Raw genomic sequence first — 26,385 nt, 5'->3', positions numbered from 1 at the left:
ATACCACCTTGGTTATCAGATTTTCTCCCATACATTATCTGATTTTTCGGATTTCCCCTATCAAATGCGCAGAAACTGCAAGAATCTCAGATCAATTTCACTTACTACGCACCGGATACCGATCGCCTTTTTCGTCAATCAGGATCAACCTGTCCCCGTTGCGTACGTACAAATCGCATCGGCTGAACCCATTGCGGTAAGCGATGCACACGCTGCCATCATCGGCAATCGCGTAAGTTCCAAAGGCAGAATCTCCGCTTGCATATGTATAGGAATAGGCGCCCCCGGCCGAGAATTTGGCCTGTCCGTCGTCGAAAAAGGTCAGCGTCTGCCCCGCCAAAGCATCAAGCTCTGCGGCTGTAAGGGGCGTATCCCCGGTTTTGACTGGCCAGTCGGCTGCAAAGACAGGGCCGGCGGCGATGAGGGCGGGGATCAGAAAGCGCGTCATGCGCTCAGGTTAGCGCGATAAAGCCGCAATCGTCATAAATTTGCAGTGAGCGGTCAGGCGACCATCTGTTCGGCCTTCTTCAGATCGACCGAAACCAGCTGGCTGACGCCCTGTTCCTGCATGGTGACACCGAACAGGCGATCCATGCGCGCCATCGTCACCGCATGGTGAGTGATTATCAGGAACCGCGTGTCAGTTTGGCGGCACATCTCGTCCAGCAGATCACAGAAACGCGTCACGTTTGCATCATCTAGAGGCGCATCAACCTCGTCCAGCACGCAGATCGGAGCTGGATTGGCAAGGAAGACGCCGAAAATCAGCGCGGTCGCCGTCAGGGTCTGTTCTCCGCCCGACAGCAGGCTGAGAGTCGACAGTTTCTTGCCAGGCGGCTGGCACATGATCTCAAGGCCCGCATCCAGCGGGTCGTCACTTTCGACCATCACAAGATTGGCCTCGCCACCCCCAAATAGATGCTTGAACAGCATCGCAAAGTTTGAATTCACCTGTTCAAACGCAGTCAGCAACCGCTCGCGCCCTTCGCGGTTGAGGCTGGCGATCCCGCTGCGCAGCGCCTTGATTGCCTCTTCCAGATCGGCTTTTTCGCTGCTGAGCGTATCGAATTCTTCCTGAACTTCCTTGCTGTCTTCCTCGGCCCTCAGGTTCACGGCCCCCATCGCGTCGCGCTGACGTTTGTGACGGTTCACTTCGGATTCCAGAACGTCCGCAGCTGGCATCTGGTCGGGGTTCACGTCCAGCTGGTTCAGCAATTGGTTTGGGGTCAGTTGCTGATCCTCGGCAATCCGTTCGGCCGCCGCGACAACACTTTCCTTGGCCGCGTCACAACGCGCCTCGGCCGCGGCACGGCTTTCGCGCGCTTCTGATGCCAGACGCTCGGCCTCCCGTTCGGCCAGAACGATTTCACGGTGCAAAGCCTCGGCTTCGGCCAATTTGTCGGCGGCTTCGGCGCGCCGTGCTTCGGCGGCTTCGATCTGTTCGTTCAGCTCCTCACGCGCCTCGGCGATTTCGCCGGGCATGGCCATGGCCTCCGTCAGCTCTTCTTCCGAACTTTCCTTGCGCTCGGCAAGTTCGGAAATCCGCTTTTCAGCCGTTTCCAAACGGTGGCGCCACCCGCTGAGATCTTTCGCGACCTCCTGGGTGCGACGCGTGCGGGCGTCCCCCTCACGGCGCAGCTCGTCATGGGTCGAGCGGTGGGTCAGCATGGTGATCCGCGCCGCCTCGACCGTCTGCTTGATGTCTTCGACCTGCGCGCGGGCACTGTCCAGATCACCCAGACCGGCCAAAGCCGCTTCGGCCTCGCGCAGTTGCGCGCGGGCGGCCATGGCGTCGTCCTTGTGGCGGTCAACGGCGAGGGTCAGGGTTTCCAGCTTGCCCTGGGCCAGATTGCGGTCGGCCTCGGCCCGCGACAGTGCGCGCGCGGTTTCGGCCATGCGCTGATCAGCAGCACGGCGGGCCTCACGCGCGCGCCGGTCTGCTTCGGTCACGTCCGCCAATTGCTGTGACAGCGCCTCATGCGCGGCCCGGGCACCGTCAGCCTGTGCTTCAGCACGGGCAAGGTCCTGTTTCAGTGCTTCCAGCCTGTTGAGCTGCTCCAACCGCAGAGCAGCAGCACTTGGCGCGTCTTCGGCCCAGGCACGAAACCCGTCCCAGCGCCAAAGGTCGCCCGAGCGGGACACGAGCCGCTGGCCCGGCTTCAGAGATGCCTGCAACCGTCCGCCCTGATCCGCATCCACCAACCCGATCTGCGCAATGCGTCGGCTGAGACGATCGGGGCCCGATACATGAAGCGCCAGAGGCTCGGCCCCTTCAGGCAATGGCTGGTCGCTGTCATATCCAGCCACCTGCACCCAGCCAGATGGCCCGTCACCCTCGACCAGCGGCGCGCGAAGATCGTCGGCCAGAGCAGCACCCAAAGCCTTTTCATAGCCGGGTTCGACGCGCAGCAGGTCCAGCACCTGACCGCCTTCCGCCGTGTCGCGCTCCACCAGCTTGGCCAGCGCCGTGGTTTCGGCCCGGATCGCGCCCAGCTCGCCTTCTGCCTCGGACCGTCTTGCCCGGGCCTCGGCTTCGCGCGCTTGCGTTTCGTTGCGCAGTTCATCCGCCGCGGCAAGCGCCTCTTCGGCGGCTTCCACCGCTTCACGGGCTTCTTCTTCGCCCGATTGGGCGTCTTCAAACGCCTCGCTGGCGCGGATCAGGGCCGTCTTGGCCTCGTCCACGGCTTTCCGGGCTTCTTCTTCTTCACTCTCGGATCGGGCCAGTGTCTTGCGACTGTCTTCGACCAGACGCTGGGCGGACTGGTGCCGGGCGACAAGACGGGCCATATCCTCGGTTTGCTGCGACAGGTGGTCTTCGCGTTCCTGTAAGATCGAGGCTGCCTCGCGGGCGATTTCCGCCGCTTCGGCCACTTTCTCATCGTGACCTTCTGCTGCCTTGGCCAATTCGCGCGCTTCCCATTCCAGCCGTTCAATCATTTGTCCCGCATCGCGGTTCAGACCGGCTTCGCGTTCGATATCGTTGGCCAGCTGCTGAATCCGGTTGGTCAGCGTCTCGATCGTTTGACGGGCGCGGGTTTCCTGATCGGACAATTGATCGCGCTGCACCTGCTGGCGTTGCAGCACGGCGGCGGCAATGGCCTCCTCCTCGCGCAGAGGCGGCAGGGTTTCCTCGATCTCGGCACGTTTTGCGGCGGCGGCGCGGGCTTCGACCTCGGCACGGGAGGCTTCGGTGATCCGCTCACGGAGTTTTTCTTCGGCCTGCTGGCGGGCCATGTCGGCCTCTTTCCAACGTCGATAAAGCAGCATCCCCTCGGCCTGACGCAGCTGTTCGCCAATTTCACGATAGCGGGCCGCCTGACGGGCCTGACGCGCAAGCTGGGCCAGTTGTCCGCCCAACTGCTCCAGCACGTCATCGACGCGGGTCAGGTTGGCTTCGGTGCCTTTCAGCTTGAGCTCGGCCTCATGGCGACGCTGATACAGGCCCGAGATCCCGGCGGCCTCTTCCAGAATGCGCCGACGGGCACGCGGCTTGGCGTTGATCAGTTCGGCAATGCGGTTCTGCCCGACCAAAGCGGGCGAATGCGCACCGGTCGAAGCATCCGCAAACAACATCTGCACATCGCGCGCGCGCACATCCTTGCCGTTGGTCTTGTAGGCGCTGCCCACATCGCGGGTGATGCGGCGAACGATTTCGAGTTGATCGCTGTCGTTGAACCCTGACGGTGCCAGACGTTCCGAGTTGTCCATGGTCAGGACAACTTCGGCAAAGTTGCGCGCGGGTCGCGTGGCGGCCCCGGCAAAGATCACGTCTTCCATCGCGCCACCGCGCATGGATTTGGGGCGGTTTTCGCCCATCACCCAACGCAAAGCTTCCAGAAGGTTGGATTTGCCGCAACCATTCGGGCCCACCACACCGGTCAACCCGTCCGCGATGATCAAATCGGTCGGATCAACAAAGCTTTTGAAGCCGGTCAGTTTGAGCTTGCTGAAACGCAATGGCTGCGTGTCCCATGATTCCTGTGCATTGGAAGTCTGCGCAAGGGATGGGGTCCGAGTCAACGGAGTTGCGCAGGATATGGGATATCAGCCCGAGTTATCCACAACATCTTGCCGAAATACGCAAGAACGCGCGCATCTCAATATGGGGTGCATTCAAAGACCTGATACCCGTTTTCCCCACCGACGTTTTCATAAAGACCAAAGTCGATGCATTCGTAATTGGGGGTCGAGACGGCCGTCAGCAAAAGCCGCTCACCCGCATCGCGGTCACACCCCAAAACCCCAACGGTCACGGCTGCGTCCCCCAGCACGTCCAGGATCGGACATCCCGAAACCTGCGCCATCGCCAAAGCGGCGCGATCCCGGACCGGGCCCAGCCGAGGGGCGTATTGCGCGTTGATCCGCACAGCCTCGGCCAGGTCGCCGCGCACACGCACATCAAAGACACTGCCATTCACAGCCACGCGCGTGGCGGGAACGTCGCGGAAATGCGGAGTGCCGGCGGCGCAGGCGGCCAGCAAGAGAGGTGCGAGAAACCGGATCATGCCGCAGAGTTGCAGCATTTTGGTTAACAGAACCTTTCCGAACATCAGGCCCGCAGCACCTCTCCCAGCCGGCGAATACCTTCGCGGATTGTCGCCTCGTCAGAATTCGAAAAACTGAGACGGATCGTGTTTGCCCCGCTGCCATCCGGGAAGAACGCCTGCCCCGGAACAAATGCTACTTTGACGGTGTCCAACGCACGCGCCAGCAGGTCAGAGCCAACCATCCCCTCGGGCAACGTGACCCAGATGAACATCCCCCCTTCGGGACGTGTCCAATCCACCCCGTCAGGCATATGCTGGTCCATCGCGTTCAGCATCACATCACGACGGGCGCGATAGACGTTTCGTACTTTCGGAATATGGGTGTCGAAACAGGCCTGCGCCACGTGATGCACGGCCATCTGGTTGATGGTCGCGGAATGAAGGTCCGCTGCCTGTTTCAGCAGCACCATCTGGGAAATGACTGGCTTGGCCGCAACCACCCACCCCATGCGCAAACCCGGCGACAGCGTTTTCGAGAAACTGCCGCAATAGATCGTCCGACAGTCCTCGATTGACCCTTTGCGGGCCTGCTCCAATGACAGTATGGGGGGGATCGGGTCCCCGTCATAGCGCAGAGCCTGATAGGCTCCGTCCTCTATCAACGCGCAATCCAGTTCCTCGGCCAGATCCAGCAACGCCTCTCTGCCCTGCAAGTCCACGGTTTCTCCTGTCGGGTTCGCAAAATCCGCCGACAGATAGGCAAATTTCACTGCGCCTTCGCCCGCTGCGGCCTTGTATTCCTTGGCCCCCTGATTGCCATTGAGCCGATCAAAGCGCGGCTCGTAGGCGTTGAATGCCGCCAGCGCACCCAGATAAGTGGGCCACCCGACCAGGGCCGTGTCGCCGGAGGACAGGAACAGCTTGCCCAGATAGTCCAGCGCCTGCTGCGACCCCGAGGTGATCAGGATGTTGTCGATGTCACAGGACACCCCGATTTCGCGCATGTGATGCGCCAGCCACTGCCGCAATGGGACATAGCCTTCGCTAACCGAATATTGCAGCGCCTGCGCTTGAAAATCCGGCCCCAGAGCCTGCTGAAACGCCTGTGCAAACGCATCGGCGGGAAACAATGCGGGATCAGGAATCCCACCGGCAAAGGAAATGATGCCGGGTTGGTCGAGCAGCTTCAGCAATTCGCGGATCTCTGACGCTTTCATTCGCGAGGCCCGGGTGGCAAACAAAGGGTGTTGGGGCATGAGGCTCCTCCGATCTCAATTCGGTGCAGCCTAAGCTCTCCCCCATTAAGGTCAATATTGCTGATCTAATTAATCAGCGGATGCGACCGGGGATTCTTGAACAGTACCGGCGTCCATGGTCAAATGAGTTGACCACTTTCGGAAGATGAGATGCCATTTCACAAAGTTCAGACGGAAAAGCTGTCGCTCGCAGTTGTTCGCCAGATCGAGCTTTTGATCCTGCGGGGCATCCTGCGCCCCGGCGAGCGCCTGCCATCCGAGCGGGAGTTGGCAGAGCGCATGGGCGTTTCGCGCCCGTCCCTGCGAGATGCAATTTCTGACCTTCAGGAACAGGGGCTTTTGACTGCGAAAGCCGGATCCGGGATCTATGTGGCCGAGGTTCTGGGCTCTGCCTTTTCACCGGCACTGATCCGTCTGTTCGGCAGCCATGAAGAAGCTGTATTCGATTACCTGTCCTTTCGCCGTGACATGGAAGGGCTGGCGGCGGAACGAGCCGCGCGCCTGGGATCAGACAGCGACCTGAAGGTCGTTCAGGCGATCTTTGACAAGATGCAGGCGGCCCACAACCGAAACGCTGCGAATGACGAGGCGCAGCTGGACGCCGAATTCCACATGGCCATCATCGAAGCCAGCCACAATGTGGTGATGCTGCACATGATGCGGTCGATGTATGACCTTCTGGTGCAGGGGGTGTTCTACAACCGTCAGACCATGTTCCGTCAGCGCGCCACCCGCGAGGCTATCCTGGACCAGCACCGCGCCATCAATGCGGCGCTGCAAGAGCGTGATCCCCTGGCCGCCCGAAATGCAATCGAACGCCATTTGGATTTTGTGGAACGCTGTATGGCGGACCAGCAAAAGGCCGATCGAAACGAAGCTATTGCGCAACAAAGGCTGCAACACGAAACCGGGCGGGGCTGAGCGCGGCCCCGATTTTGCAGACTAGGCAGGGCAAGGCCGGGACTAGGCAGCGCCCGACGCGGCTGGCAGCAGATGTCGGGGGAACGGCGCGCCGCTGCCTTCTCCCAAACGGTCCTCAGCGGCCAGTGTCGTCAGCGCCGGGTCGATGAACAGCCTTGCGCCGCGATCTCTCAGATGTTTGTGCAGCATAACGTGTTCGCACACCTGTTGGCCTTTTTCATCCCGGCAAGAATAGCGCAACCCTCGCAGCGCGCGGGATTTGTACAACCCGGCACCGCCGAATGCGCTGTCGACCGGGATTAGGGGCGTATCGGCAGGAATGTGGAACTGGCGGTCAAAAACAGCGGACTTCATGACAGACCGGCGCCATTTGCGACGCCCGAACAGCGGCCTGCGCGTGCTTTGAATGCGTTGCCATACGTCCTCATCACACCAACCCGAGCAACGCAGGGCGTAGATATCATCATATGCTGGTTTGGGGTTGGCGAAAACGCCCTCCCACAACGGGGCGACCCGCTGTGCTGCTGTCAGAACCGCCTGAGCATCCAGGCAGGTATTCGGACCATCCAGATCCAACACCAGCGTCAACTCCAGATCCCTGTCCTGATCCTCGAGTTTTTTGAGAACTGCATTTCTGGCCGCCGTGATACGCTCGACCCGGTTTGGCAATTTTGACGCAAGACCATCCAGTCGCAGGATATCGACATGCCTGTTTTGCACCGCATAGTCGGACAACACCTGATCCGTACCGTCCGTGTTGTCGTTCGTGGCAATGGTGACGGTGAACCGGTGCAACTGCGCAGACAGGTTTTCGATCCTGTTGATCGTGTCGATCAGAGCCGACCCGCCATTTCGGACGACGCCGACAATATTCATCGAAACTGCGTTGCCTGACACCGCCTGTCTTTCCCTGTTGTTTTCACGCCCCCATCAGGGCGCTCCTATCAACCTGATCCCCGGCAGGTCGTAGGATTCGGAGTGTTCCAAACAACAGAAACAGAAGCACGGTAAAAACAAAAGACCCGACAGCCAAAAGCTCTCGGGTCGTCTGTATCACGTGTCTGTCGGGGTCACCCGTCAGTGCAGCTTGGCATCCACATCTGCAATCGATGCATCGATCAGCTTGTTGGCCTGCGCTGCGGTCATTTGCTTTGCCAGAACCGAGCTGGCCGCCGAAACCGCAACCGAAACGGCCTGATCACGCACTTCCTTCAGTGCAGACGCTTCGGCCGAAGCGATCTGGTCCTGAGCTGCGGCCAGACGACGTTCGATCGACTTTTCCAAGTCAGCTTTCGCCTGTTCTGCTGCCAAGGCCGCGTCTTCCTTCGCTGCCGCGACAATCGCATCGGCCTGCCCCTGAACTTCACGCTGCTTGCGCTCGTACGAGGCCAGCAAACTGCGGGCTTCTTCATGCAGAGCACGGGCTTCGTCCAGTTCGGATTTGATGCCTTCGGCACGTTTGTCCAGCGCACCGCCGATCATACCGGGTACCTTGAAATAGAACAGGACCGCGATGAAGACGATGAAGCCCAGAAGGACGACAAAGTCGGTATTGCCAAGCGAGAAGAACGGGCCGCTTGCAGCCAGCGCGGGGCTGGCGGCACCAACGGTCAGGATAAGGGCAAGAGTGTTCCGCATGTCACTTATCCTTTCGTCTGTGCGTCTACTGCACTGTTGATGGCTTTGGCATCTGCCTCGCCGCCCAGTGCGGTGACCAGTTCAGCCGCCGTATCCTTGGCAACCACTTGAATGCTTTCCAGCGCACCGGCACGGATTTCGGCGATTGCCTTTTCCGATTCAGCCGCCTTGGCAGCGATTTCCGCATCCGCCTTGGCAATCGCATCATCCAGACCTGCCTGGATTTCCGCACGTGCTTCGGCAGCGATACGCTGCGCTTCGGCACGGGCATCGGCCAGCGCCTTGTTATAGGCCTCTTCGGCCTCGACCGCCTTGGCCTTCAGATCTTCGGCCGCAGCCAGGTCATTTGTAATGGTCCCCTGACGTTCAGCCAGGATTGCCGCGATGCGGGGCAGAGCCACGCGAGACAGGACCAGAAAGATGACGACCAGCGTAATGACCAGCCAGAAAATCTGGTTGGGGAACCAATCGAAGCAGAGCTGTGGCATCCCGATGGCAGAGCCATAGGAGTCGACGCACGAGCCAGCTACCTCTTTTGTAAGGGGTTCAGTCGCCATGATATCCTCCGTCGGAAACGTGTCTTTACAACAGGTGGGCCGCTATGGCTTGGGCCCACCTGCGCGTAAGGATCAGGTTCCGCAGATTATACGGCGAACATCAGCAGCAGCGAGACCAGGAATGCGAAGATCCCCAGGGCTTCTGCGAACGCGATACCGATGAAGAGGGTTGCGGTCTGCGAAGCAGCCGCCGAAGGGTTGCGCAGGGCGCCGGCCAGGAAGTTGCCTGCAACGTTGCCCACCCCGATTGCGGCTGCGCCGGAACCGATTGCTGCCAGGCCTGCGCCGATGTGTGCGAGATCGCCTTCCATGATGTGTCTCCTTACGAATTGGAAGTTTCGATGTTGGGGTATCGGACCTTAGTGCGAAGGATGCAGCGCATCTTTCAGATAAACACAGGTCAGAATGGTGAATACGTAGGCCTGAATGAAGGCCACCAGGACCTCAAGACCATACATTGCAGTGATCGCCAGAACCGACACGGGCGAGATCACGGCAATCGCGGCGAAGCCTGCGAAAACCTTGATAACCGCGTGACCTGCCATGACGTTACCGGCAAGACGGATGGAGTGGCTGACAGGGCGTACGAAGTACGAGATCAGCTCGATGAGCGCCAGGATCGGGCGCAGCGCCAGAGGCGCGCTGGAGACCCAAAACAGGCCCAGGAATGCGGCGCCGTTCTTCACGAAACCCAGCACGGTCACGGTCAGGAACACGGCCAGCGCCAGCGGGATGGTCACGGCGAAATGCGACGTGGTGGTGAACGAGGTCGGGATCAGCCCCAGGAAGTTTGCGCAGACGATGAACATGAACAGGGTCATGACATAAGGGAAGTATTTCACGCCCTCCTTGCCGCAGATGTCTTCCAGCATCTTGTAGATGAAGCCATAGGCCAGCTCGGCCACCGACTGCATACGGGTCGGAACGATGGCGCGTTTCGAAGTGGGCAGCACCAGCAAAGCGATTATGGCCAGCACCGCAAAGAACAACCACAGGGTCACGTTGGTGACCGTGAACATGCCTACTGCACCGTCGCCGAACAGCGGCTTGACGATGAACTGATCCATCGGGTGGAATACCAGGCTGCTGCCTTCTGCTGCGGTGGTCTCGGTTGCCACGTTCAGTCCCTCTCGTCCTTCTCGGCAGCCGTTGCCGCCGTTTGTTTCTCTTGAACCTCTTTCGCGCTGCGGAGCATAACCTTCACGCCCGCGACAAGGCCCAGCAATGTAAACAGCACCAGAAAGATCGGGATCGTCCCGAGCAGGCTGTCCAGCCCGTATCCGATGCCAAATCCGATCCCCAGACCGGATACCATTTCGATGACCATCCGCCAGGCAAGCTCGCCCCCGGACACGTCAGCATCCGCACGAGGCTTTGGCGCTTTGGCCTTTTTCGCCGCTTCGATCTTGGCCTCAAGCTGCGCCATACGCTGCTTTTGGTCATCATCGGTCACGGGCGTTTCCCTCGTACAATCTTGGGCATGGTGCTAAGGCGCGAAGCGCCCAGAGTCAACGACCTTGAATGCCCTCATTGACGCAGCCTAAAGCATTGAAAATTCTATGATTTTCAGAACCCACAGGGCGTGTCATTGGTTTCGAGGGCCACCGTTGTGCCGCCAAAGCCCTGAATCCACATATTCAACCAAATGGTTGACCAATCCCGGCAGCTATGGTTGAGCGGACGCATGTCCAACGATCTCGACACCGTCTTTGCAGCCCTCGCCGACCCCACCCGCCGCGCCATTCTGGCGATGCTGCTGGAGGATGACATGGCGGTGACGGATGTGGCCGAACCGTTCGAGATGTCGCTGGCGGCGATTTCCAAACACCTGGTCATACTGACCAAGGCCGGTCTGATCAGTCAGGAAAAACGCGGGCGGGTAAAATGGTGCAAGCTGGAACCCGACGCCTTGCGCGCCGCTTCGGTCTGGATGCAGGGGTTCGGACAATTCGAGCCCGTCAATCTGGACGCGTTCGAACGGTTTCTGGAAGCTGAACTGCCAAAGTCGGGCGAGGCCTAGCGCACCACAAAAACAGACATGCTGGCGTGTTTCGCCAGATAACCGGCGTGGCTGGAAAAAATATAGTCGGTGATCCGGGGCGCGTGGGTGCCGACAATGACCAGATCTGCGCCGATCTCCTCGGCCGCGCGGGTCAGATCGCTGTCCACCTCTGCGGCAACGTCGACCGAGTGGATTTTGCGCATGGAAACGTCTGATCCACTTTCTGCGGCCAACTGTTCGGTGAACTCCGCCAAGTCCTTGTCGATCTCGGCCTCGGTTTCCGAGGATTCACCCATATGAGCCCCGGTAACGCTGACCAGAGTGATTTTGGCGCCCTGCCATTTTGCAACCTGCGCGGCAACATCGGCTGCTTTGCGAACTTCGGGCGGTAGATGCCGGTCAACCGGCAACATGATATGTTTGAACATGATCTCCTCCATTTGCCTGCCAAAGAGGTTATGGAAGAGCCCGCAGGGGCGCCTTGATCTGGCTCAACAAATTCCACCTCTGGAATGCATCTAGGATCTGTCGGGTTTTTCCAGCGAAGACATGGCTTATTCCACGGCGCGGCGAACAGGCACCGAGGGCGGGACTTCCTCTTTCAACAACATCAGCAGGGCGATGATTGTCAGCGCCACACCACCCAGGATCAAACCGGTTGGCACGCCTTTGCCCAGCGCGATCTCCCACAGAATGACCCAGCTGGGAACCAGGTAGGTATAGGCCATGACCTTGGCCGACGGCAGCCGCAAAGAAGAAAACTGCACCAGCACGAAGCTGGCTGCCGTTGCAAATAACGAAATATAGAACAGACCGATCCAGACAATAGCCGGAAGCCCGGCCCAATCGGTTGCCATCAGGTCCGACCAGCCGAAGACGACCAACAACAGACACCCGGCGACCAGCGTACCGAAGGTGAATACCACGGCGGGCTCTCCTCGGTTCAGCTTGCGTATCATGGGCGTATAGATCGCATGGGCGACGCAGCCCCAGAAATAGATGATTTCGCCGCCACCGATTTCAAAGGCGCGGAACATGTGCCAATCGGCCCGGAAAATCACCCAAAGCGCCCCCACGGCGCCAATGGTCAGGGCCAGCGCCATGCGCGGAGTCGTGATCTGGCGCAACAAGACCCAACCGGCCATGGCAGAGACAACTGGTGTCAGGGTGAACACCGCCGCCGCACTGACAGGTGGGGCGGTTCGCAACCCATAGAACATCAGGACGAAATAGGTGGCGAACAAAGCCCCGAGCACCAGATAGCGCCAAGGGGCCTGCGCGGCGCTGCGCGGCAGGCCGGTTGTCGCCAAGGCGGCCAAACCAATCACGGCAGCGGCAATCGCAAAGCGAACCGCATTCAGGGCGGCTGGCGCGATTTCGTTGGCGATCATGGACCCCAGCGAAAAGCTGCCTGCCACAAGGGCTGAAAAGGCAAGCATGGCCAGATGGCCACGCATCTGCGGGCTCATGGCTGCCAGCCTTTGGCTTCTTCTTTCAGAAAGCTCAGAAAGGCCTGTACCTTGGTGGTGCGGTGCAAATCCACGTGGGTCACCAGCCACAAATTGCCGAACCATTCCGGCAGCGGATCAATCACCTCGACCAGATTGTCGTGGCGGGCAGCCTCCCAACGGGCCATGAAGCCGATGCCGGCACCGGCCAGGACGGCCTCGCGCATGCAGAAGTTGTTGGTACAGCGGAAGGTGATGCGATCGGCGGGTACCGTCGCGCGCAGCCAGCGTGTGAACGGCGCGCGGCTGGTCTCATCATCGGAACTGACGAAGTGATGGCGTGCAAAATCTTCGATTCCGGATGGCTTGCCGAACCGTTCGATGTACGAGGCGCTGGCATAAAGACCAACTTCCTCTTGTCGGAAAGGCTGGACGACATTGTCGGGTTGATCAGGGGCCGATCCGGCGCGGATCGCCACATGCGCCTCACCGTATTCCAACCGGAACAGCCGGTCGCCCGTCAGGTATCGCACGATCAGGTCCGGATGCATCTTTTGAAACGCGGTGAGCGTCGGCACCACCAACGGGGCAAGAGACCCCAGGGATGTCACGACCAATTCACCCGAGACATCGTCTCCGCGTCCCTTCATCCGGCCGACAAGCTGGTTGAACTGATCTTCGGTCGCCTGTGCCACGCGCAACAGATCGTCGCCTGCTTCGGTCGGCGTATACCCACGGGCATGGCGCTGGAACAGTTTGACACCCAATCGCGCCTCGATCGCATCAATGTGACGGATCACGGTGGCGTGGTGAACACCCAGAACCTCTGCCGCGCCGCTGACCGTCCCCATGCGTGCCACCTGATAGGCGGTTCTCACTTCATCCCAATTATCCATGGCAATGTCGTCACTGTGCAATTTCCAACAATAACTGTTGATGTATCCGAGTTTTGTTCATCAGCGCAACAATCATATTGGGCGCAGGACAAGATTCCCCTGACCAAAAGGACCAAAACAATGACCAAAACGATCCTTCACATCGACTCATCCGCCCGCCGCGTGAACTCGACCACGCGCGATCTGTCTGACCGTGTGGTCAAGCAACTGGGCGCAGACCGTATCATCCGCCGCGATCTGGCCACCCCCCTGCCCCTGCTGACAGAAGACTGGATCGCCGCCAATTTCACCCCCGCCGAGCAGCGCGACGATCTACAGCGCGACCGGCTGGCCCTGTCGGACGAACTCGTTTCCGAACTGCAAGAGGCCGACACCATCGTCATCGGCCTGCCGATCTACAACTTTTCGGTGCCAGCCGCATTCAAGGCCTGGGTCGACCTCGTGGCGCGCGCGGGCCTGACCTTTTCCTACACGGAAAACGGCCCCAAAGGCCTGCTGGAAGGAAAACGTGCGATTCTGGCCATCGCATCGGGCGGTGTTCCCGTCGGATCCGAAGCTGATTTCGCCACCAATTACGCGCGCCACGTTCTGGGTTTCATCGGCATTCATGACATCGACGTCATCGCCGCGGATCAGATGGCCGTGAACCCGGATGCGGCGCTGGAAAATGCCCACAAGGCGGTTGCGGAGCTTGCAGCCTGATCGCCTCTGGCCAACGAGCGTGGAAACGTCCAGTCTGCATGCGAGCAAACAGGCAGACTGGATGGGCCACATGAAGAAAATCGGCATTCTGGGCGGTGTGGGCTGGGCCTCGACCGTCGATTATTACCGGGCGATTGCCGAAGGGGCCGGGCGTTATCACGCGGAACGCGGCCATGGTTCGCCTTTGCCAATCCCACCGATGACCATCGAATCCGTTACGCAGGCCAGAACGCGCGCCCTGCGCGGTGTCGCCGGTGATGAGGCAAGCTGGGCGGATTTTGACGCGGTGTTCCGCGACGCCCTGCTGACTCTCGAACGCGCCGGGTGCGATTTTGGCATTATCGCGTCCAACACCCCCCATGCGCGGCTTCACGCGATACGGCAGGGTGTCTCGATGCCGATCCTCAACATCTTTGACGCAACCGCCGAGGCGACGGCAGGTACCGGCGCATCACGGGCTCTGGTCCTGGGAACAACCGTGACGATGCAGGCCACCAACTATGCGGATCGACTGGCCGCCGAAGGCATTACCGCGAATGAACGGTTGCCCGAACCCGAGATTTCCCAGATGCAGGCCATGATCGACAGTGATTTCTATGGTGGTGCAACCGACACGGCCCGCGCTCGTCTGCTGGCGTTTTGCGACAAGCACGCCAGCCCCGGAACCGCGATCCTGCTGGCCTGTACCGAGCTTCCACTGGCTTTTCCGAACCACCTGGACGATCCGGTGTTCGAAGCTGACGGGCATCTGTTCGTCAACCCGTCAGCCGCGCATGTTGCCGCCGCATTGAAAGAGGCGCTGATGTAATCAGGGCAACCACGTGACCGCGCAGCCGATGCGCTCGAAAAAGGCCATCATGTCGGCCCGCGTCAGGGCCACGGTGCGGTCGTTGACAAGGGGGTGCATGTAAATCACCTCGGCCTGCTGTGCCGCCGCATCCATGAAGAACCTGACATCATTCTGAACACCGTTGATCATCGCCAGCGGACTGACCGCGCCGGGGCGTATGCCGAGATTCTGAAACAGCCGGTCCGCCGAGCCGAAGGACAGGTTGCCTATGCCCAACTCGGCCCCCAAAGCCTTGAGATCAATCTCGCGACTTTGTTCCAAGGTCACCAGATAGTTGCGCTTTTTCTTGTCGCGCAGGTACAGGTTCTTGACCCTCAGCGCGTTCTCTCCCGGTGTCATGAACTGGTCTTCGACCGCCTTTGCATCCTCGACCGTACGCAATGGCACATGGGTATGCAGGCGATAGGTCAGCCCCCAATCTTCCATCTGCGCCAGCAATGCGTCCGAACTCAGCGGCAACGTGTCCTGATAGGTGGATGAAGCGTCCATGAAGCCCTCGCTTTTTTGGGATTGCTCATCGCGCAACAAAGCTTGGAATTCAAGCGCGGGACATACAATTGCCAGGGTGACACCCGCCCGAATGAAAATCGCGCGCATCACTGGCGCAGTCAGTGTCTGGCGTGCCGAACCTGGCCTTGACCTCGCCAACCACACTGCCCGAGATCAAGGACGGTGCTGTCCTTGCCCCGCGCGTTTCCGCCTGATTTCACGCAAGACGGTGATGAAACAAACTGGAACAGGGTGTTGGAACGGTGCTAGCGTACCGCCATGAAAGTGACCCGAGACACCCCGAACCAACTGATCATCGCCAATACGCCCTGGTTCATCGGTATCACGTTGGTCATTTTCATTCTGGCCTTTGTCGGCCCCGGTATTTTTCTGATGAGCACGGGCGGCGAAGGCATCTGGTTCGGCCTGATCTTCGCCCTTGGCGGAGGAGGTCTTGGGTTTGGTGCGTTTTGCGTTTTCGTAAGACGGGTTCAGATCATTCTGGATCGGAACAAGGACAGTATCCTGATCCGCCGCCAATCGGTTTTTGGTTACGAAGCGGTTGAACACAAACTGTCCAACCTGTCCCACGCAGAAATCGAAAGCACGACATCCCGAAGCAAAAACGGCACCTCGACGCTGTATCGCCCGGTCCTTGTTCTTGAGAAAGGCATGAGCGCGGGCCGCCATCCCATTGTCGAAGCGTTTTCCAGCGGCTCCGGCTCTCGCCGGTTGGCCGAGGCGGTGAATGACTGGCTTCCATCTAAGCCCGGCCAAGACCGTCGCGCAGTCGGGACGAATTAAGAGGTCAGGCCGCGTTCCAGCCACAATCGTTCTTCGGCTGAGACCAGCCGGGACATGCAGGAGTCATATCGCGCCATGTCCTGCTCGGTCAGCTTGCCTTCCCACTTGTTGCTTGTGCCCGAAGAGAAGAACTGCGCAAAGTCGTGAAAACCGCTGGTGAATCCGGGGGTTTGCTCCAGACGTATGGCATTGTTTTTCATCGATCCGAAACTGCCGGCCCCGGCTATGTCCTTGACCAGATCCGGGTTAATTTCGATGTCCATGATCCGTGCAAGCCGCGCGACCTGTCCCGGAAGATCCCGGCTGAGCTCGGCATAGTGCAGAAAATGGATGTTTGGCAGGTCGCGATACATCCAAAAGGAATGGAAGTGATGAATGATCGATCTGAGGGTCAGGTCATCTGTGCCCTTGGACGACGCGGGCCGGTTCAAAAACATGTCGAAAGCTTCCGACAGATCGTCGGGGAACAGGTAATCAAGCCAGTCATGCTTCATATTCTCGACATGGCGGCGCATTGAAAAATGAACGTCAACCGGGTGGCGGTGAACAACCAGATATTGCGCATTTGGCGAGAACAAGATGCCATCAAGCGGGGTATGTGTCTTGATACAGCGCCGATGGCTTTGCGCGCTCAGTTCATCCGCCTGCGCCACCCGATCGCGAAAACTGCAATCAAGCCACGGTGAGACCCTGTTGTCGTACACACTGGGGTCGGCCGTTTCGGTGATGAGCATGCGCACCAGTGTTTGCGTCCAAGTGGTGCCGCATTTGGGCGGTGTGCACACAAAAACGTCGCTGGGCCGGATCTCGAATCCGGACCATATATCGGTGTTGGTCACTTCGCCGACATAGTCGGTCGTCTTTCGCGGCAGACCATTCTTCATCGCCTCCTCCCTCAGCTTCAATCACGCAGAATAGCCCGCAATGTGACACTCACATAGCTTATCTTGACTCACACGGCCCAGAGGCGTAGATGATCGCCAAACATCCGGAAGCCTCTCGATCTTCCGGTCCCTTGAGTCGTTCAGGGATCGCCCCCCACCAGCGAGTTTCGCCCGTGGGGGCGTTTGTGCATTGACCCGTCTGCCCTTATCTAAGGGGCGCCAAATCAGAACCGGCTAAGGAGGCCGCAGGCATGTTTGAAAATCTATCCGAACGCCTCTCTGGCGTCTTCGACCGGTTGACCAAACAGGGCGCCCTGTCCGAGGAAGACGTCAAAACCGCCCTGCGTGAGGTCCGCGTTGCCCTACTTGAGGCCGACGTCTCACTGCCGGTTGCAAGGGAATTCGTCAAGAAAGTTCAAAGCCAGGCCACCGGTCAGGCAGTCACCAAGTCGATCACCCCCGGTCAGCAGGTCGTCAAGATCGTGCATGACGCTTTGGTTGACACCCTGCGTGGCGAGGAAGACCCTGGCGCGCTGAAGATCGACAACCCGCCCGCACCGATCCTGATGGTCGGCTTGCAGGGTTCGGGTAAGACGACGACCACCGGCAAGCTGGCGAAACGTCTGAAAGAGAAAGAGGGCAAAAAGGTCCTGATGGCCTCGCTGGACGTCTACCGCCCAGCGGCGATGGATCAGCTGGCGGTTCTGGGCACTCAGATCGGGGTGGACACCCTGCCGATCGTTCCCGGCCAGAAACCTGTCGATATTGCCAAGCGCGCCAAACAGCAGGCGACGCTGGGTGGCTACGACGTGTACATGCTCGACACCGCGGGTCGTCTGCACATCGACGAAGTCCTGATGGATGAGGTCGAACAGGTCCGCAACGCCGTTGACCCGCGCGAGACGCTGCTGGTGGTTGACGGCCTGACCGGGCAGGTCGCCGTCGAGGTCGCTGAAGAGTTCGACGCCAAGGTCGGCATCTCGGGCGTGGTTCTGACGCGGATGGACGGCGACGGGCGCGGTGGTGCGGCGCTGTCGATGCGCGCAGTCACCGGCAAGCCGATCCGCTTTGTCGGTCTGGGCGAGAAGATGGACGCGCTCGAAACCTTCGAGCCGGACCGGATCGCCGGTCGGATTCTGGGCATGGGTGACATCGTTGCCCTGGTCGAAAAGGCCCAGGAAACGATGGAGATGGAACAGACCGAGCGCATGATGAAGCGCATGGTCAAGGGTCAGTTCAACATGAACGACCTGAAAATGCAGCTGGAACAGATGATCCAGATGGGCGGCATGCAGGGCATGATGGGTATGATGCCGGGCATGGGCAAGATGGCCAAGCAGATGGATCAGGCCGGTCTGGACGACAGGATTCTGCGCCAGCAGATCGCCATGATCCAGTCGATGACCAAGCGCGAACGCGCCAACCCGCAGATCCTTCAGGCCAGCCGCAAGAAACGCATCGCGGCGGGGTCCGGGATGGAGGTCAGCGACCTCAACAAGCTGCTCAAGATGCACCGGCAGATGTCGGACATGATGAAGAAGATGGGCAAGATGGGCAAAGGCAAGATGCTGAAACAGGCCATGAAAGGCATGTTCGGCAAAGGCGGCCCCAGCCCCGAGGAGATGGCCGCAGGCATGGACCCCAAGGCGCTGGAACAGGCGGCCAAGGCCATGGGTGGCAAAATGCCCGGTCTGGGCGGCGGCATGGGTCTGCCTCCGGGCCTGAGCGGGTTCGGAAAGAAAAAGTGACCCCCGCACGCTGTACCCAGCCCCCGTCCGGAAAGGCGGCGATGGCAGCAGCGCAATATCGCGCAGCCCTGCCGGTCATTCAGACCCGGCGGCTGGTACTGCGCGTGCCCACACTGGACGACCTGCCGGTGTGGACGTCGATCTGCAAAGACAGCTTTGGTGACACCGCGCAAGCCGCGTGGACCGAGTTTTCCTATTATACCGCGGGCTGGCTTCTGCATGGTCACGGCCTGTTCACGGTCACGCTCAAAGGAAATGATCAGGCCATTGGCTTCGTCGTTCTGGGCTTGGAATGGGACGATCACGAACCGGAACTTGGCTATATGTTCGGCGCTGAACACCGGATGCAGGGCTATGCCACCGAAGCTTGCGCCGCCGTGCGTGATTTCGGATTTGACCTGCTGGGATCGGGGCAGTTCGTAAGCTATGTTTCGCAATCCAACGCCCGTTCGAACGCGCTTGCCCAACGACTGGGCGCAGCGCGTGATGCCGATGCAGAAAGCGCTTTTGGGCCAACCCAGCATGTCTGGCGCTACCGCGAGGTGCAGGCATGACATTCGCGTTGCCGATCCCGACGCTGGAAACCGAACGCCTGATCCTGCGCGCGCCGTCCGAGGCCGATGTCGATGCGGACACTGCCTTCTTTGCAAGCGATGCGGCCAAGTTCGTCGGCGGCCCTCTGCGCAGGGATGAGGTTTGGCGGGTGGTCGCCTCGCTGCTGGGGCACTGGGCTTTGCGCGGCTATGGGTATTGGAGCGTCGATGAAAAAGACACCGGCACCTATGTCGGGCGGATCGGGCTTTGGTTTCCCGAAGGCTGGCCGGAACCCGAAGTTGGCTGGACCCTGTTGAACCACGCCACCGGCAAGGGCTATGCGACCGAGGCCGCGCTGACCGCACGCGCCTACGCCTATGATGTATTGGGCTGGGAAACCGCGATCTCACTGATCGACCTGGACAATCACGCCAGCAAGGCCGTGGCCAAGCGTCTGGGCGCGCAGTTCGAGTATCACTATGACCACCCCAAGTACGGAAAATCCGAAATCTGGCGGCACCCGGCGCCCTCGGATCTGGTGAATGGCGGAATGGAGGCATACGCATGACCTCTTTCACCATTCCCACCATTGAAACCGAACGCCTGATCCTGCGCGCGCCGCATCTGGATGACCTGCCCGCAATGACCGCATTCTTCGCGACCGAGCGCAGCCATATGGTGGGCGGCCCGAAGGATTCGTTCGAATGCTGGAGCTCTCTGTCGAACCGGCTGGGTCATTGGGCGTTGCGGGGTTATGGCCTGTGGCACCTGACCGAAAAGGCCGGCGGCACATTCGTCGGCTGGGCCGGAATGATCTACGTACCGGGCTGGGCCGAACCGGAACTGGGTTGGACCCTGATGGAAGAAGCCGAAGGCAAGGGGCTGGCCTTTGAAGCTGCATCGGCTGCGCGTGATCATGCCGCCCGGCATCAGGGCCTGAATGGTGTGATCTCTTACATCGCCCATGCAAATGATCGTTCGCGCGCTTTGGCTGAACGGCTTGGTGCAACGCTGGAGCTTGAGAATGCCGAACTTCTGGGCAAGCTCGCTCAGATCTGGCGCCATCCGCAGATTGACTTGACCACCGAAAGGACCGGCCAATGACCAACCCCGTGACACAGGCTGCCACGCTGTTGAAAGAGCATCGCGAAAGCATCGACAGGCTGGATGCGATCCTCGTCTACACGCTCGGCGAGCGGTTCAAGCACACGCAGGCCGTTGGCAAGCTCAAGGCCGAACACGACCTTCCCCCGTCCGATCCCTCGCGCGAAGCTGCGCAGATCGCACGGTTAGAAGACCTGGCGAATGAGGCCGATCTGGACCCCGATTTCGCCAAGGCTTTCCTGAATTTCATCATTCAGGAAGTCATCCGACACCACCGGAAGCATCAAGAGTGAACCTCCGGTTCAACAAACACCAGAACTAACCGGCACCCACGCCGGCTCAAACAAAGACACGCCTCTGGCGTGATGCCATTCAAAGGAGATACCACCATGGCAATGAAAATTCGTCTCGCCCGCGGCGGCTCGAAAAAGCGTCCCTTCTACCGCATCGTGGCTGCTGACAGCCGCATGCCGCGCGACGGTCGTTTCATCGAAAAGCTGGGCACCTACAACCCGCTGCTGCCGAAAGACAGCGAAGAGCGCGTGAAAATGAACATGGAGCGCATCCAGTACTGGCTGGATCAGGGCGCACAGCCCACCGACCGGATCGCACGCATGCTGGAAGCTGCTGGCGCACGCGACAAGGCCGAGCGCAACAACCCCAACAAGGGTACTCCGGGCAAGAAAGCTCAGGAACGCGCAGAAGAAAAAGCGGCCAAAGCTGCTGAGGCGGCTGAAGCTGCTGCTGCACCGGCTGAAGAAGCTGCGGCAGAAGAATAAGCAGGCGGGCACGTGCGGGATCAGGCTTTTACCGACGATTTTCGCACGCAGTTCGATCTGTTGATGCGGCTCCGGCGCGATGTGCGCCGGTTCCGCACCGATGCGATTGACGAGGCAGTGCTGGCGCGCTGCCTCGACGCATTTCGACTGGCCCCTTCAGTGGGGCTCAGCGAACCCTGGCGCGTGATCCGCGTCGAAAGCGAAGCGGCAAAGGCCGCAGCGCTGAAGAATTTTCGCACCGCCAATGACAACGCTTTGGCGGGCTACTCGGGGGACAAGGCGCAGCTATACAGCAGTCTGAAGCTTTCCGGGATGCAGGAAGCGCCTGTGCAACTGGCCGTCTTCTGCGACGACAGCACCGAAAAAGGGCTGGGGCTTGGCGCCGGCACGATGCCCGAGATGCGGCGCTACTCTGTCGTGTCGGCGATCACTTTGTTCTGGCTTGCACTTCGGGTCGAAGGGCTGGGGCTGGGCTGGGTTTCCATTCTGGATCCCGACCAGATGAAGCGCGATCTGAATGCTCCTGAAACCTGGCGCCTGATCGGCTATTTCTGTGTCGGCCGGCCGGAACAGATGTCGGATACACCTGAACTGGAACAGGTCGGCTGGGAAACCCGGGCGCAGGGCCTGACGATCGAAACAAGGTAAGGCCTCATGTTCGGATTGATACGACTTCCCATTCTGCTGTTGATCGCCTTTATTGTGGGCGTGTTCTTCGAGCGCAACAACCAGCGTGAAGCCTGCAACGGGCTTGGCGAATGGAGAAACGGGATATGTTTGACGACTGGGGCAGCCAATGAGTGATCTGATCTGCGTCGGCAGCATTGCGGGGGCTTACGGTGTGCGAGGCGAGGTGAGGCTGAAAAGCTTTTGCGCCGTTCCCGAAGATATCGAGACCTATTCGCCGCTGACCGATGAAGCGGGCAAAGAGCGTTATCCGGTGGTATTGACGCGCGCCATCAAAAACGGATTCGCGGCCCGCCTTGGTGGCGTTGAAACCAAGGAACAGGCGGATGCCCTGAATGGGTTGCGCCTTTATGCAAGGCGCGATCAGCTGCCGTCGCTGCCCGATGATGAATTCTACCACAACGATCTGATCGGGCTGGATGTCTATGACACCGGAGGCACCTTGCTGGGCAAGGTCAAATCGGTGCAGAACCACGGCGCCGCGGACTTGTTGGAATTGCACGGGCCGGGCCTGAAAACCACGGTTTTGCTGCCTTTCACGATGCAAGTTGTACCCACGGTGGATCTGGAACAAGGCCGTATCGTGGCCGACCCGCCCGAAGGCCTGATCTGATGCGTCGGGTCCTGCTGCATCTGGGCCTGCACAAGACAGGCATGACCGCAGCACAGTCCTTCCTCCATGAAAACCGGAAACTGATCTGGCCGCGCTTCGCGTTGGTACTGCCCTACAAAACGCGCAACAGCGGCTTGAGCGAGAGCGCCACGCGTCACTCGCTTTACCGGCTGGATTCCACATTGGCGGGTTTTGGAAGCCACCTGCACGCGTTTCTGGACGATCTGGATTTCGGCGCACGCCGGGGGTTGATCCTGAGCGAAGAGAATTTCGCAGGCTTGCGCCCCAGCAGAAACAAGCGAGAAGGATACGGTGCTGCACCGGAACTGGCGGAAACTCTGGTCAGCGTCGTGCGGCGTCGGTTTCTGGGTCATGAAACCGACATCACGATCTACATATCCTTGCGCGCCCGCGATCAATGGCTGCGGAGCCTGTGGGCACACGACTTGCAGAAATCACGCATGGTGCAGGATTTGGACGCCTTTTCCTCCGAACTTGCCCATTTGCCATCCCTTAAGGAAACTGCTGATGCGGTCCGGAATCGGCTGCCATCCGTCACGGTCAGAACAGAGTGGATGGAAGCGTTGCAGAACCACCGCCTTGGTGCAGGTGCGCCGTTGGCCGAATTTTTGAACCTGCCACCCGAGCTTTCGTCACAGCTTGTCGGGCCTGCACATGGCACGCCAACATTTTCAGACGATGTGCTACAGGAAATCTTGGCGCTGAACCGATCCTCGCTGGACGACGCCGCCATGATCACCCAGAAGAAAGCACTGATTCAATCCGCACAGAACGAACTGGCCCGCCAGACATGACAGAGAAACCCAGCAGATCCCACGGCCGCAAGGCGATCCGTCCTTCCCTGAAACCACGCGAGCTGATGACGCCGAGCCCTGATCTGCACGGGGTCTGGAAAGCCAAGATCATCACTTTGTTCCCGTCCGCCTTTCCCGGTGTTCTGGGTGAAAGCCTGACAGGCAAGGCCTTGCAGGAGGGGCTTTGGCAACTGGAAACAGTGGATCTGCGACAGTTCGGAATAGGCAAACATCGCAATGTTGATGACACCCCGGCCGGGGGTGGCGCGGGCATGGTTCTGCGGGCCGATGTTCTGGGTGACGCGATCGAACATGCGATGGCAGGCATTCAAGGAAACTGGCCGCTGATCTACCTCAGCCCGCGCGGGCGTCGCATGGACCAGCGCATGATGCAGAATCTTGCCCGTTGTGACGGCATGACCCTTCTGTGCGGTCGTTTTGAAGGCGTTGACGAGCGCGTTTTGGAACATTACGGCGTTCAAGAGGTATCGTTGGGTGATTTCGTCATGACCGGCGGCGAAATCGCGGCACAAGCCCTGATCGATGCCACGGTACGGCTGATTCCCGGAGTGCTTGGAAATCAGGCTTCGACAGAAGAGGAAAGTTTTGCCTCGGGTTTGCTGGAACACCCCCAGTATACCCGCCCCGCAGATTGGAAAGGGCGCCCGATCCCCGAGGTTCTGATGTCGGGCCATCATGGCCGGATCGCGGAATGGCGGCATAAAATGGCAGAAGACATCACGCGCGAACGGCGTCTTGATATCTGGGCGGAATATGTCAAAGCCACATCGGAAACCCAGGACTAGACCCGCTCGTTGTGGCCGGGATGCCTCAGTTTCGATGTTTGTCAGAATGCCATTTGAAGTTGAACACACCTAAACTTATTCACTTCCATGCCCCATTGGTTTTTGGGTAATAAGAAGTGAAATAGAAGGCATTATGAAAAAGCTATTGCTAGGCACGTTCCTGGTTGCCTCCGCCTGTACCACCAAACCGCTTGGGATGTCCGTTCCGACGCAAGCCGGTCACAATCTGCACTCTGCGAAGGTTGCCGTTGATTCCTGCTCTCAGGAAGCTGACGAGGGCGGCAACAGCGCCGTAATTGGCGGTTATGCAACCAATATCCTGCTTTGGGGCATCATCATCGGGCCTGCGGTCACCGCGCCATTTCAGGACGAGCTGCGCCAACAGGGCGAAATCGATCAGGTTGATCGCTGCCTGCGCGCACGCGGTTTCGAGCGGCGCGAACTGACCGCGGGTGAATCGTTCTGGGTGCGCAACGCCTTTGGTGATGAACGCGAACGGCGGCTGGACCACCTGGTCGGGGGCGGCACTATCGAAACCTACGGAACAGCCAAAAACTAGCGGCGCGCTTTCCAGCTGGCCCAAGTTTCTGGGGTGCCGTTGAACGTGTTGATGTCCACCCTGCCCTGAACCCCCGGCACCAGCCCGGTGCCGGTGTATTGCCAAAACCGCCAGACTGTGCGGGGATAGACCTGACGCGGATGGCCTGCGACGGATCGCAACCAGAACTCGGTTTTGGGCAAACGCCCGATATCCGTATCCGCAAAGAAATCCACTGTCGTATAGACGATGGGACGCCGGCCATAATGCCCTTCGAGAATGTCCAGAAAGCGCTGCGCTTCGGCGCGGACGGTTCTGCCATCGGGCCGCAACGTGCAGGTCTTGGAATGCGGCGTCCACTCCATGTCAAGAACATGCGGCAGATCTGCCCCTTTCGGGACGTTCTGAATGAACCAACGCGCCTGTTCCTGGGCCGATCGGCAGAAATAATAGTAATGATAAGCCCCCCACGGCACGCCCGCTGCCTGAGCACCGCGCCTGTGGTCGCCGAACAATGGATCCGCCACATCGCCGCCTTCGGTTGCTTTCAGAAATGCAAAGCTTACGCCCGAAGCTTTGGCCGTACGCCAGTCTATCGGTCCCTGCCAGCGCGAGACGTCAAGCCCGTGGATCGGATACAAGCCAGGGTGACGGCCTTCCCACTCATGCGGATCGGCGTCCCCAAAATCAGGATAGATTACGGACGGTGCCGTCCTGTCCACGCCAGGCGTGGGCTCCACGACCTGCGGTTTCGGGCCGCCGCGTCCGCACGACATAAGCAAAGCGGCTGCAATCGTCAGCATAAGTGCAATTCGCATCATGGGGTCCTGTCTGAAATTTCTGCTCTTTCAATTTCCTTCAGAATGCCTGATCTGACCGCTGTGGCAACGGTAGGATTTTCGAAAGGCGGATTCCCACTGCTTCGCCATACGATTTGTTCTTGATCCCGGCACTCAATACCCTTAAACGACCGCAATCCGGTGCCGCATGCTGCGACTCCGGTGTTTTGGTTTGATTATCGGCTTAAAGCCCGGCTTTCTTCGGCGGGGATGTGTCAGATCAAACCAGACCAAAGGAACATTCGATCTGACCTCTGGCGGGCTGCATGCAGGACCCGGTGAAGACCAAGAGCTCTCAGGCCGTGCCCAAACTTCGTGGGCCAACCACGAGCATATAGGAGTACCTGCGATGGATCTTATCGCACAGCTTGAGGCGGAACAGATTGCCGCCCTGGGGAAAGACATCCCCGACTTCAAGGCCGGTGACACCATTCGTGTCGGCTATAAGGTGACCGAAGGGTCGCGCACCCGTGTGCAGAACTACGAAGGCGTCTGCATCGCGCGCAACAACGGCAATGGCATTGCCGGTTCGTTCACCGTTCGCAAGATTTCGTTCGGCGAAGGCGTGGAGCGTGTGTTCCCGCTGTATTCGACCAACATCGACAGCATCACCGTTGTCCGCCGTGGCCGCGTTCGTCGCGCCAAACTGTATTATCTGCGCACCCGCCGCGGTAAATCCGCACGTATCGCAGAGGTCACGAACTACAAGCCCAAGGCTGGCGCCGAAGCGTAAGGAACGGAAAGATGAAAAAAGACATCCATCCCGATTATCACGTCATCGACGTCAAAATGACCGATGGCACCGTGGTTCAGATGAAATCCACCTGGGGCGCCGAAGGCGACCAGCTGGCTCTGGAAATCGACCCCTCCGTGCACCCTGCATGGACTGGTGGTTCGTCGCGCCTGATGGACGCCGGCGGCCGCGTGTCGAAGTTCAAAAAGAAATACGAAGGTCTGGGCTTCTAAGTCTGACCGGTTTCGATTTCGA

Annotated in this window: 35 protein-coding genes; 19 read left to right on the top strand and 16 right to left on the bottom strand. The window is 59.6% G+C overall.

Annotated elements, in window-relative coordinates:
* Positions 1-97: 97 nt before the first annotated feature.
* From I9184_RS17385 to I9184_RS17370, 4 genes are all read right to left on the bottom strand, one after another.
* Positions 98-448, bottom strand: coding sequence for a hypothetical protein (locus tag I9184_RS17385; protein WP_171637600.1), 351 nt, complete (start codon positions 446-448; stop codon positions 98-100).
* A gap of 53 nt (positions 449-501) precedes the next feature.
* Positions 502-3,957, bottom strand: a complete 3,456-nt coding sequence (locus tag I9184_RS17380; protein WP_209835281.1) for an AAA family ATPase — start codon at positions 3,955-3,957, stop codon at positions 502-504.
* Between the two features lie 140 nt (positions 3,958-4,097).
* A complete protein-coding gene (locus I9184_RS17375; RefSeq protein WP_245218195.1) occupies positions 4,098-4,550 on the bottom strand; it encodes a hypothetical protein in 453 nt (150 codons plus the stop codon).
* Positions 4,550-5,743: a PLP-dependent aminotransferase family protein gene (locus I9184_RS17370; protein ID WP_209835280.1), complete on the bottom strand. Its 1,194-nt coding sequence runs from the start codon at positions 5,741-5,743 to the stop codon at positions 4,550-4,552. The genes I9184_RS17375 and I9184_RS17370 overlap by 1 nt, the downstream gene beginning before the upstream one ends.
* Positions 5,744-5,893: 150 nt before the next feature.
* Between I9184_RS17370 and I9184_RS17365 the strand changes: the two genes are divergently transcribed.
* On the top strand, positions 5,894-6,664 hold the full coding sequence (locus tag I9184_RS17365; protein WP_152457051.1) for an FCD domain-containing protein: 771 nt from the start codon (positions 5,894-5,896) through the stop codon (positions 6,662-6,664).
* A 42-nt stretch (positions 6,665-6,706) separates the two neighbouring features.
* Here the strand turns inward: I9184_RS17365 and I9184_RS17360 are convergent, their stop codons facing one another.
* From I9184_RS17360 to I9184_RS17335, 6 genes are all read right to left on the bottom strand, one after another.
* Complete coding sequence (locus I9184_RS17360) at positions 6,707-7,540, bottom strand: hypothetical protein (protein ID WP_209835279.1); 834 nt, start codon at positions 7,538-7,540, stop codon at positions 6,707-6,709.
* Positions 7,541-7,741: 201 nt separating this feature from the next.
* On the bottom strand, positions 7,742-8,302 hold the full coding sequence (locus tag I9184_RS17355) for a F0F1 ATP synthase subunit B (protein ID WP_152457049.1): 561 nt from the start codon (positions 8,300-8,302) through the stop codon (positions 7,742-7,744).
* 5 nt (positions 8,303-8,307) lie between these two features.
* Positions 8,308-8,859 carry a F0F1 ATP synthase subunit B' gene (locus I9184_RS17350; RefSeq protein ID WP_171120301.1) on the bottom strand — a complete coding sequence of 184 codons (552 nt, stop codon included), beginning with the start codon at positions 8,857-8,859 and terminating at the stop codon, positions 8,308-8,310.
* Positions 8,860-8,945: 86 nt separating this feature from the next.
* Entirely contained in the window at positions 8,946-9,170 is a 225-nt protein-coding gene (locus tag I9184_RS17345; RefSeq protein ID WP_005981269.1) for a F0F1 ATP synthase subunit C, read from the bottom strand.
* 48 nt (positions 9,171-9,218) lie between these two features.
* Positions 9,219-9,977: a F0F1 ATP synthase subunit A gene (locus I9184_RS17340; RefSeq protein ID WP_171637610.1), complete on the bottom strand. Its 759-nt coding sequence runs from the start codon at positions 9,975-9,977 to the stop codon at positions 9,219-9,221.
* 2 nt (positions 9,978-9,979) lie between these two features.
* Positions 9,980-10,312 carry an AtpZ/AtpI family protein gene (locus I9184_RS17335; protein WP_152457046.1) on the bottom strand — a complete coding sequence of 111 codons (333 nt, stop codon included), beginning with the start codon at positions 10,310-10,312 and terminating at the stop codon, positions 9,980-9,982.
* A 231-nt stretch (positions 10,313-10,543) separates the two neighbouring features.
* On the opposite strand from I9184_RS17335, the gene I9184_RS17330 reads away from it, so the two are divergent.
* Positions 10,544-10,879 (top strand): metalloregulator ArsR/SmtB family transcription factor, encoded by a 336-nt coding sequence (locus tag I9184_RS17330; protein ID WP_170344797.1) that lies wholly within the window; start codon positions 10,544-10,546, stop codon positions 10,877-10,879.
* Here the strand turns inward: I9184_RS17330 and I9184_RS17325 are convergent.
* The 3 genes from I9184_RS17325 to I9184_RS17315 all read right to left on the bottom strand — a co-directional run bounded on the left by I9184_RS17325 (position 10,876) and on the right by I9184_RS17315 (position 13,205).
* Complete coding sequence (locus I9184_RS17325) at positions 10,876-11,289, bottom strand: universal stress protein (RefSeq protein WP_209835278.1); 414 nt, start codon at positions 11,287-11,289, stop codon at positions 10,876-10,878. The genes I9184_RS17330 and I9184_RS17325 overlap by 4 nt on opposite strands.
* Before the next feature lie 126 nt (positions 11,290-11,415).
* Entirely contained in the window at positions 11,416-12,330 is a 915-nt protein-coding gene (locus I9184_RS17320; RefSeq protein ID WP_209835277.1) for a DMT family transporter, read from the bottom strand.
* Positions 12,327-13,205 carry a LysR family transcriptional regulator gene (locus tag I9184_RS17315; protein WP_152457042.1) on the bottom strand — a complete coding sequence of 293 codons (879 nt, stop codon included), beginning with the start codon at positions 13,203-13,205 and terminating at the stop codon, positions 12,327-12,329. The genes I9184_RS17320 and I9184_RS17315 overlap by 4 nt, the downstream gene beginning before the upstream one ends.
* A 120-nt stretch (positions 13,206-13,325) precedes the next feature.
* Here I9184_RS17315 and I9184_RS17310 point away from each other — a divergent pair, with 120 nt between their 5' ends.
* Positions 13,326-13,907 carry an NAD(P)H-dependent oxidoreductase gene (locus I9184_RS17310; RefSeq protein WP_171724834.1) on the top strand — a complete coding sequence of 194 codons (582 nt, stop codon included), beginning with the start codon at positions 13,326-13,328 and terminating at the stop codon, positions 13,905-13,907.
* Positions 13,908-13,977: 70 nt separating this feature from the next.
* Positions 13,978-14,715, top strand: a complete 738-nt coding sequence (locus tag I9184_RS17305; protein WP_171724833.1) for an aspartate/glutamate racemase family protein — start codon at positions 13,978-13,980, stop codon at positions 14,713-14,715.
* Here I9184_RS17305 and I9184_RS17300 read toward each other — a convergent pair whose 3' ends face one another.
* Positions 14,716-15,246: a prolyl-tRNA synthetase associated domain-containing protein gene (locus tag I9184_RS17300; RefSeq protein ID WP_171637620.1), complete on the bottom strand. Its 531-nt coding sequence runs from the start codon at positions 15,244-15,246 to the stop codon at positions 14,716-14,718. It lies immediately after the preceding gene.
* A gap of 279 nt (positions 15,247-15,525) precedes the next feature.
* Between I9184_RS17300 and I9184_RS17295 the strand changes: the two genes are divergently transcribed.
* Positions 15,526-16,050 (top strand): hypothetical protein, encoded by a 525-nt coding sequence (locus I9184_RS17295; RefSeq protein WP_171637622.1) that lies wholly within the window; start codon positions 15,526-15,528, stop codon positions 16,048-16,050.
* Here I9184_RS17295 and I9184_RS17290 read toward each other — a convergent pair.
* Complete coding sequence (locus I9184_RS17290) at positions 16,047-16,934, bottom strand: sulfotransferase domain-containing protein (RefSeq protein ID WP_209835276.1); 888 nt, start codon at positions 16,932-16,934, stop codon at positions 16,047-16,049. The genes I9184_RS17295 and I9184_RS17290 overlap by 4 nt on opposite strands.
* A gap of 251 nt (positions 16,935-17,185) precedes the next feature.
* On the opposite strand from I9184_RS17290, the gene ffh reads away from it, so the two are divergent.
* From ffh to I9184_RS17230, 12 genes are all read left to right on the top strand, one after another.
* Complete coding sequence (ffh, locus tag I9184_RS17285) at positions 17,186-18,682, top strand: signal recognition particle protein (RefSeq protein WP_171120316.1); 1,497 nt, start codon at positions 17,186-17,188, stop codon at positions 18,680-18,682.
* Positions 18,683-18,723: 41 nt separating this feature from the next.
* The gene (locus tag I9184_RS17280) at positions 18,724-19,236 is read left to right on the top strand and encodes a GNAT family N-acetyltransferase (protein ID WP_209835275.1); all 513 of its coding nucleotides are present in this window, start codon (positions 18,724-18,726) and stop codon (positions 19,234-19,236) included.
* Positions 19,233-19,784, top strand: a complete 552-nt coding sequence (locus tag I9184_RS17275; protein ID WP_209835274.1) for a GNAT family N-acetyltransferase — start codon at positions 19,233-19,235, stop codon at positions 19,782-19,784. Before I9184_RS17280 ends, I9184_RS17275 begins: the two co-directional genes overlap by 4 nt.
* On the top strand, positions 19,781-20,320 hold the full coding sequence (locus I9184_RS17270) for a GNAT family N-acetyltransferase (protein ID WP_209835273.1): 540 nt from the start codon (positions 19,781-19,783) through the stop codon (positions 20,318-20,320). The genes I9184_RS17275 and I9184_RS17270 overlap by 4 nt, the downstream gene beginning before the upstream one ends.
* Positions 20,317-20,613 carry a chorismate mutase gene (locus tag I9184_RS17265; RefSeq protein WP_170344783.1) on the top strand — a complete coding sequence of 99 codons (297 nt, stop codon included), beginning with the start codon at positions 20,317-20,319 and terminating at the stop codon, positions 20,611-20,613. Before I9184_RS17270 ends, I9184_RS17265 begins: the two co-directional genes overlap by 4 nt.
* A 96-nt stretch (positions 20,614-20,709) precedes the next feature.
* A complete protein-coding gene (rpsP, locus tag I9184_RS17260; protein ID WP_010437590.1) occupies positions 20,710-21,099 on the top strand; it encodes a 30S ribosomal protein S16 in 390 nt (129 codons plus the stop codon).
* Between the two features lie 12 nt (positions 21,100-21,111).
* Positions 21,112-21,747, top strand: coding sequence for a 5,6-dimethylbenzimidazole synthase (gene bluB, locus I9184_RS17255; protein WP_209835272.1), 636 nt, complete (start codon positions 21,112-21,114; stop codon positions 21,745-21,747).
* Positions 21,748-21,753: 6 nt separating this feature from the next.
* Entirely contained in the window at positions 21,754-21,903 is a 150-nt protein-coding gene (locus I9184_RS17250; protein WP_162896811.1) for a hypothetical protein, read from the top strand.
* A complete protein-coding gene (rimM, locus tag I9184_RS17245; RefSeq protein ID WP_171120329.1) occupies positions 21,896-22,399 on the top strand; it encodes a ribosome maturation factor RimM in 504 nt (167 codons plus the stop codon). Before I9184_RS17250 ends, rimM begins: the two co-directional genes overlap by 8 nt.
* Positions 22,399-23,214 carry a hypothetical protein gene (locus I9184_RS17240; RefSeq protein ID WP_171724823.1) on the top strand — a complete coding sequence of 272 codons (816 nt, stop codon included), beginning with the start codon at positions 22,399-22,401 and terminating at the stop codon, positions 23,212-23,214. The genes rimM and I9184_RS17240 overlap by 1 nt, the downstream gene beginning before the upstream one ends.
* Positions 23,211-24,020, top strand: a complete 810-nt coding sequence (gene trmD / locus I9184_RS17235; RefSeq protein WP_209835271.1) for a tRNA (guanosine(37)-N1)-methyltransferase TrmD — start codon at positions 23,211-23,213, stop codon at positions 24,018-24,020. The genes I9184_RS17240 and trmD overlap by 4 nt, the downstream gene beginning before the upstream one ends.
* A 133-nt stretch (positions 24,021-24,153) precedes the next feature.
* Positions 24,154-24,579: a hypothetical protein gene (locus tag I9184_RS17230; RefSeq protein WP_209835270.1), complete on the top strand. Its 426-nt coding sequence runs from the start codon at positions 24,154-24,156 to the stop codon at positions 24,577-24,579.
* Here the strand turns inward: I9184_RS17230 and I9184_RS17225 are convergent.
* Entirely contained in the window at positions 24,576-25,376 is an 801-nt protein-coding gene (locus I9184_RS17225) for a GH25 family lysozyme (protein ID WP_209835269.1), read from the bottom strand. The genes I9184_RS17230 and I9184_RS17225 overlap by 4 nt on opposite strands.
* Before the next feature lie 370 nt (positions 25,377-25,746).
* Here I9184_RS17225 and rplS point away from each other — a divergent pair, with 370 nt between their 5' ends.
* Both rplS and rpmE read left to right on the top strand, forming a co-directional pair.
* A complete protein-coding gene (gene rplS, locus I9184_RS17220) occupies positions 25,747-26,130 on the top strand; it encodes a 50S ribosomal protein L19 (protein WP_152457026.1) in 384 nt (127 codons plus the stop codon).
* A gap of 11 nt (positions 26,131-26,141) precedes the next feature.
* Positions 26,142-26,363: a 50S ribosomal protein L31 gene (gene rpmE, locus I9184_RS17215; protein ID WP_050605278.1), complete on the top strand. Its 222-nt coding sequence runs from the start codon at positions 26,142-26,144 to the stop codon at positions 26,361-26,363.
* Positions 26,364-26,385 lie beyond the last annotated feature (22 nt).

This window comes from Ruegeria sp. HKCCE3926, from assembly GCF_017872515.1.
Taxonomy (GTDB): domain Bacteria; phylum Pseudomonadota; class Alphaproteobacteria; order Rhodobacterales; family Rhodobacteraceae; genus Ruegeria.
The sequence above is the reverse complement of the archived record's forward strand: the minus strand, read 5'-3'. Positions and strand labels throughout refer to the sequence as shown.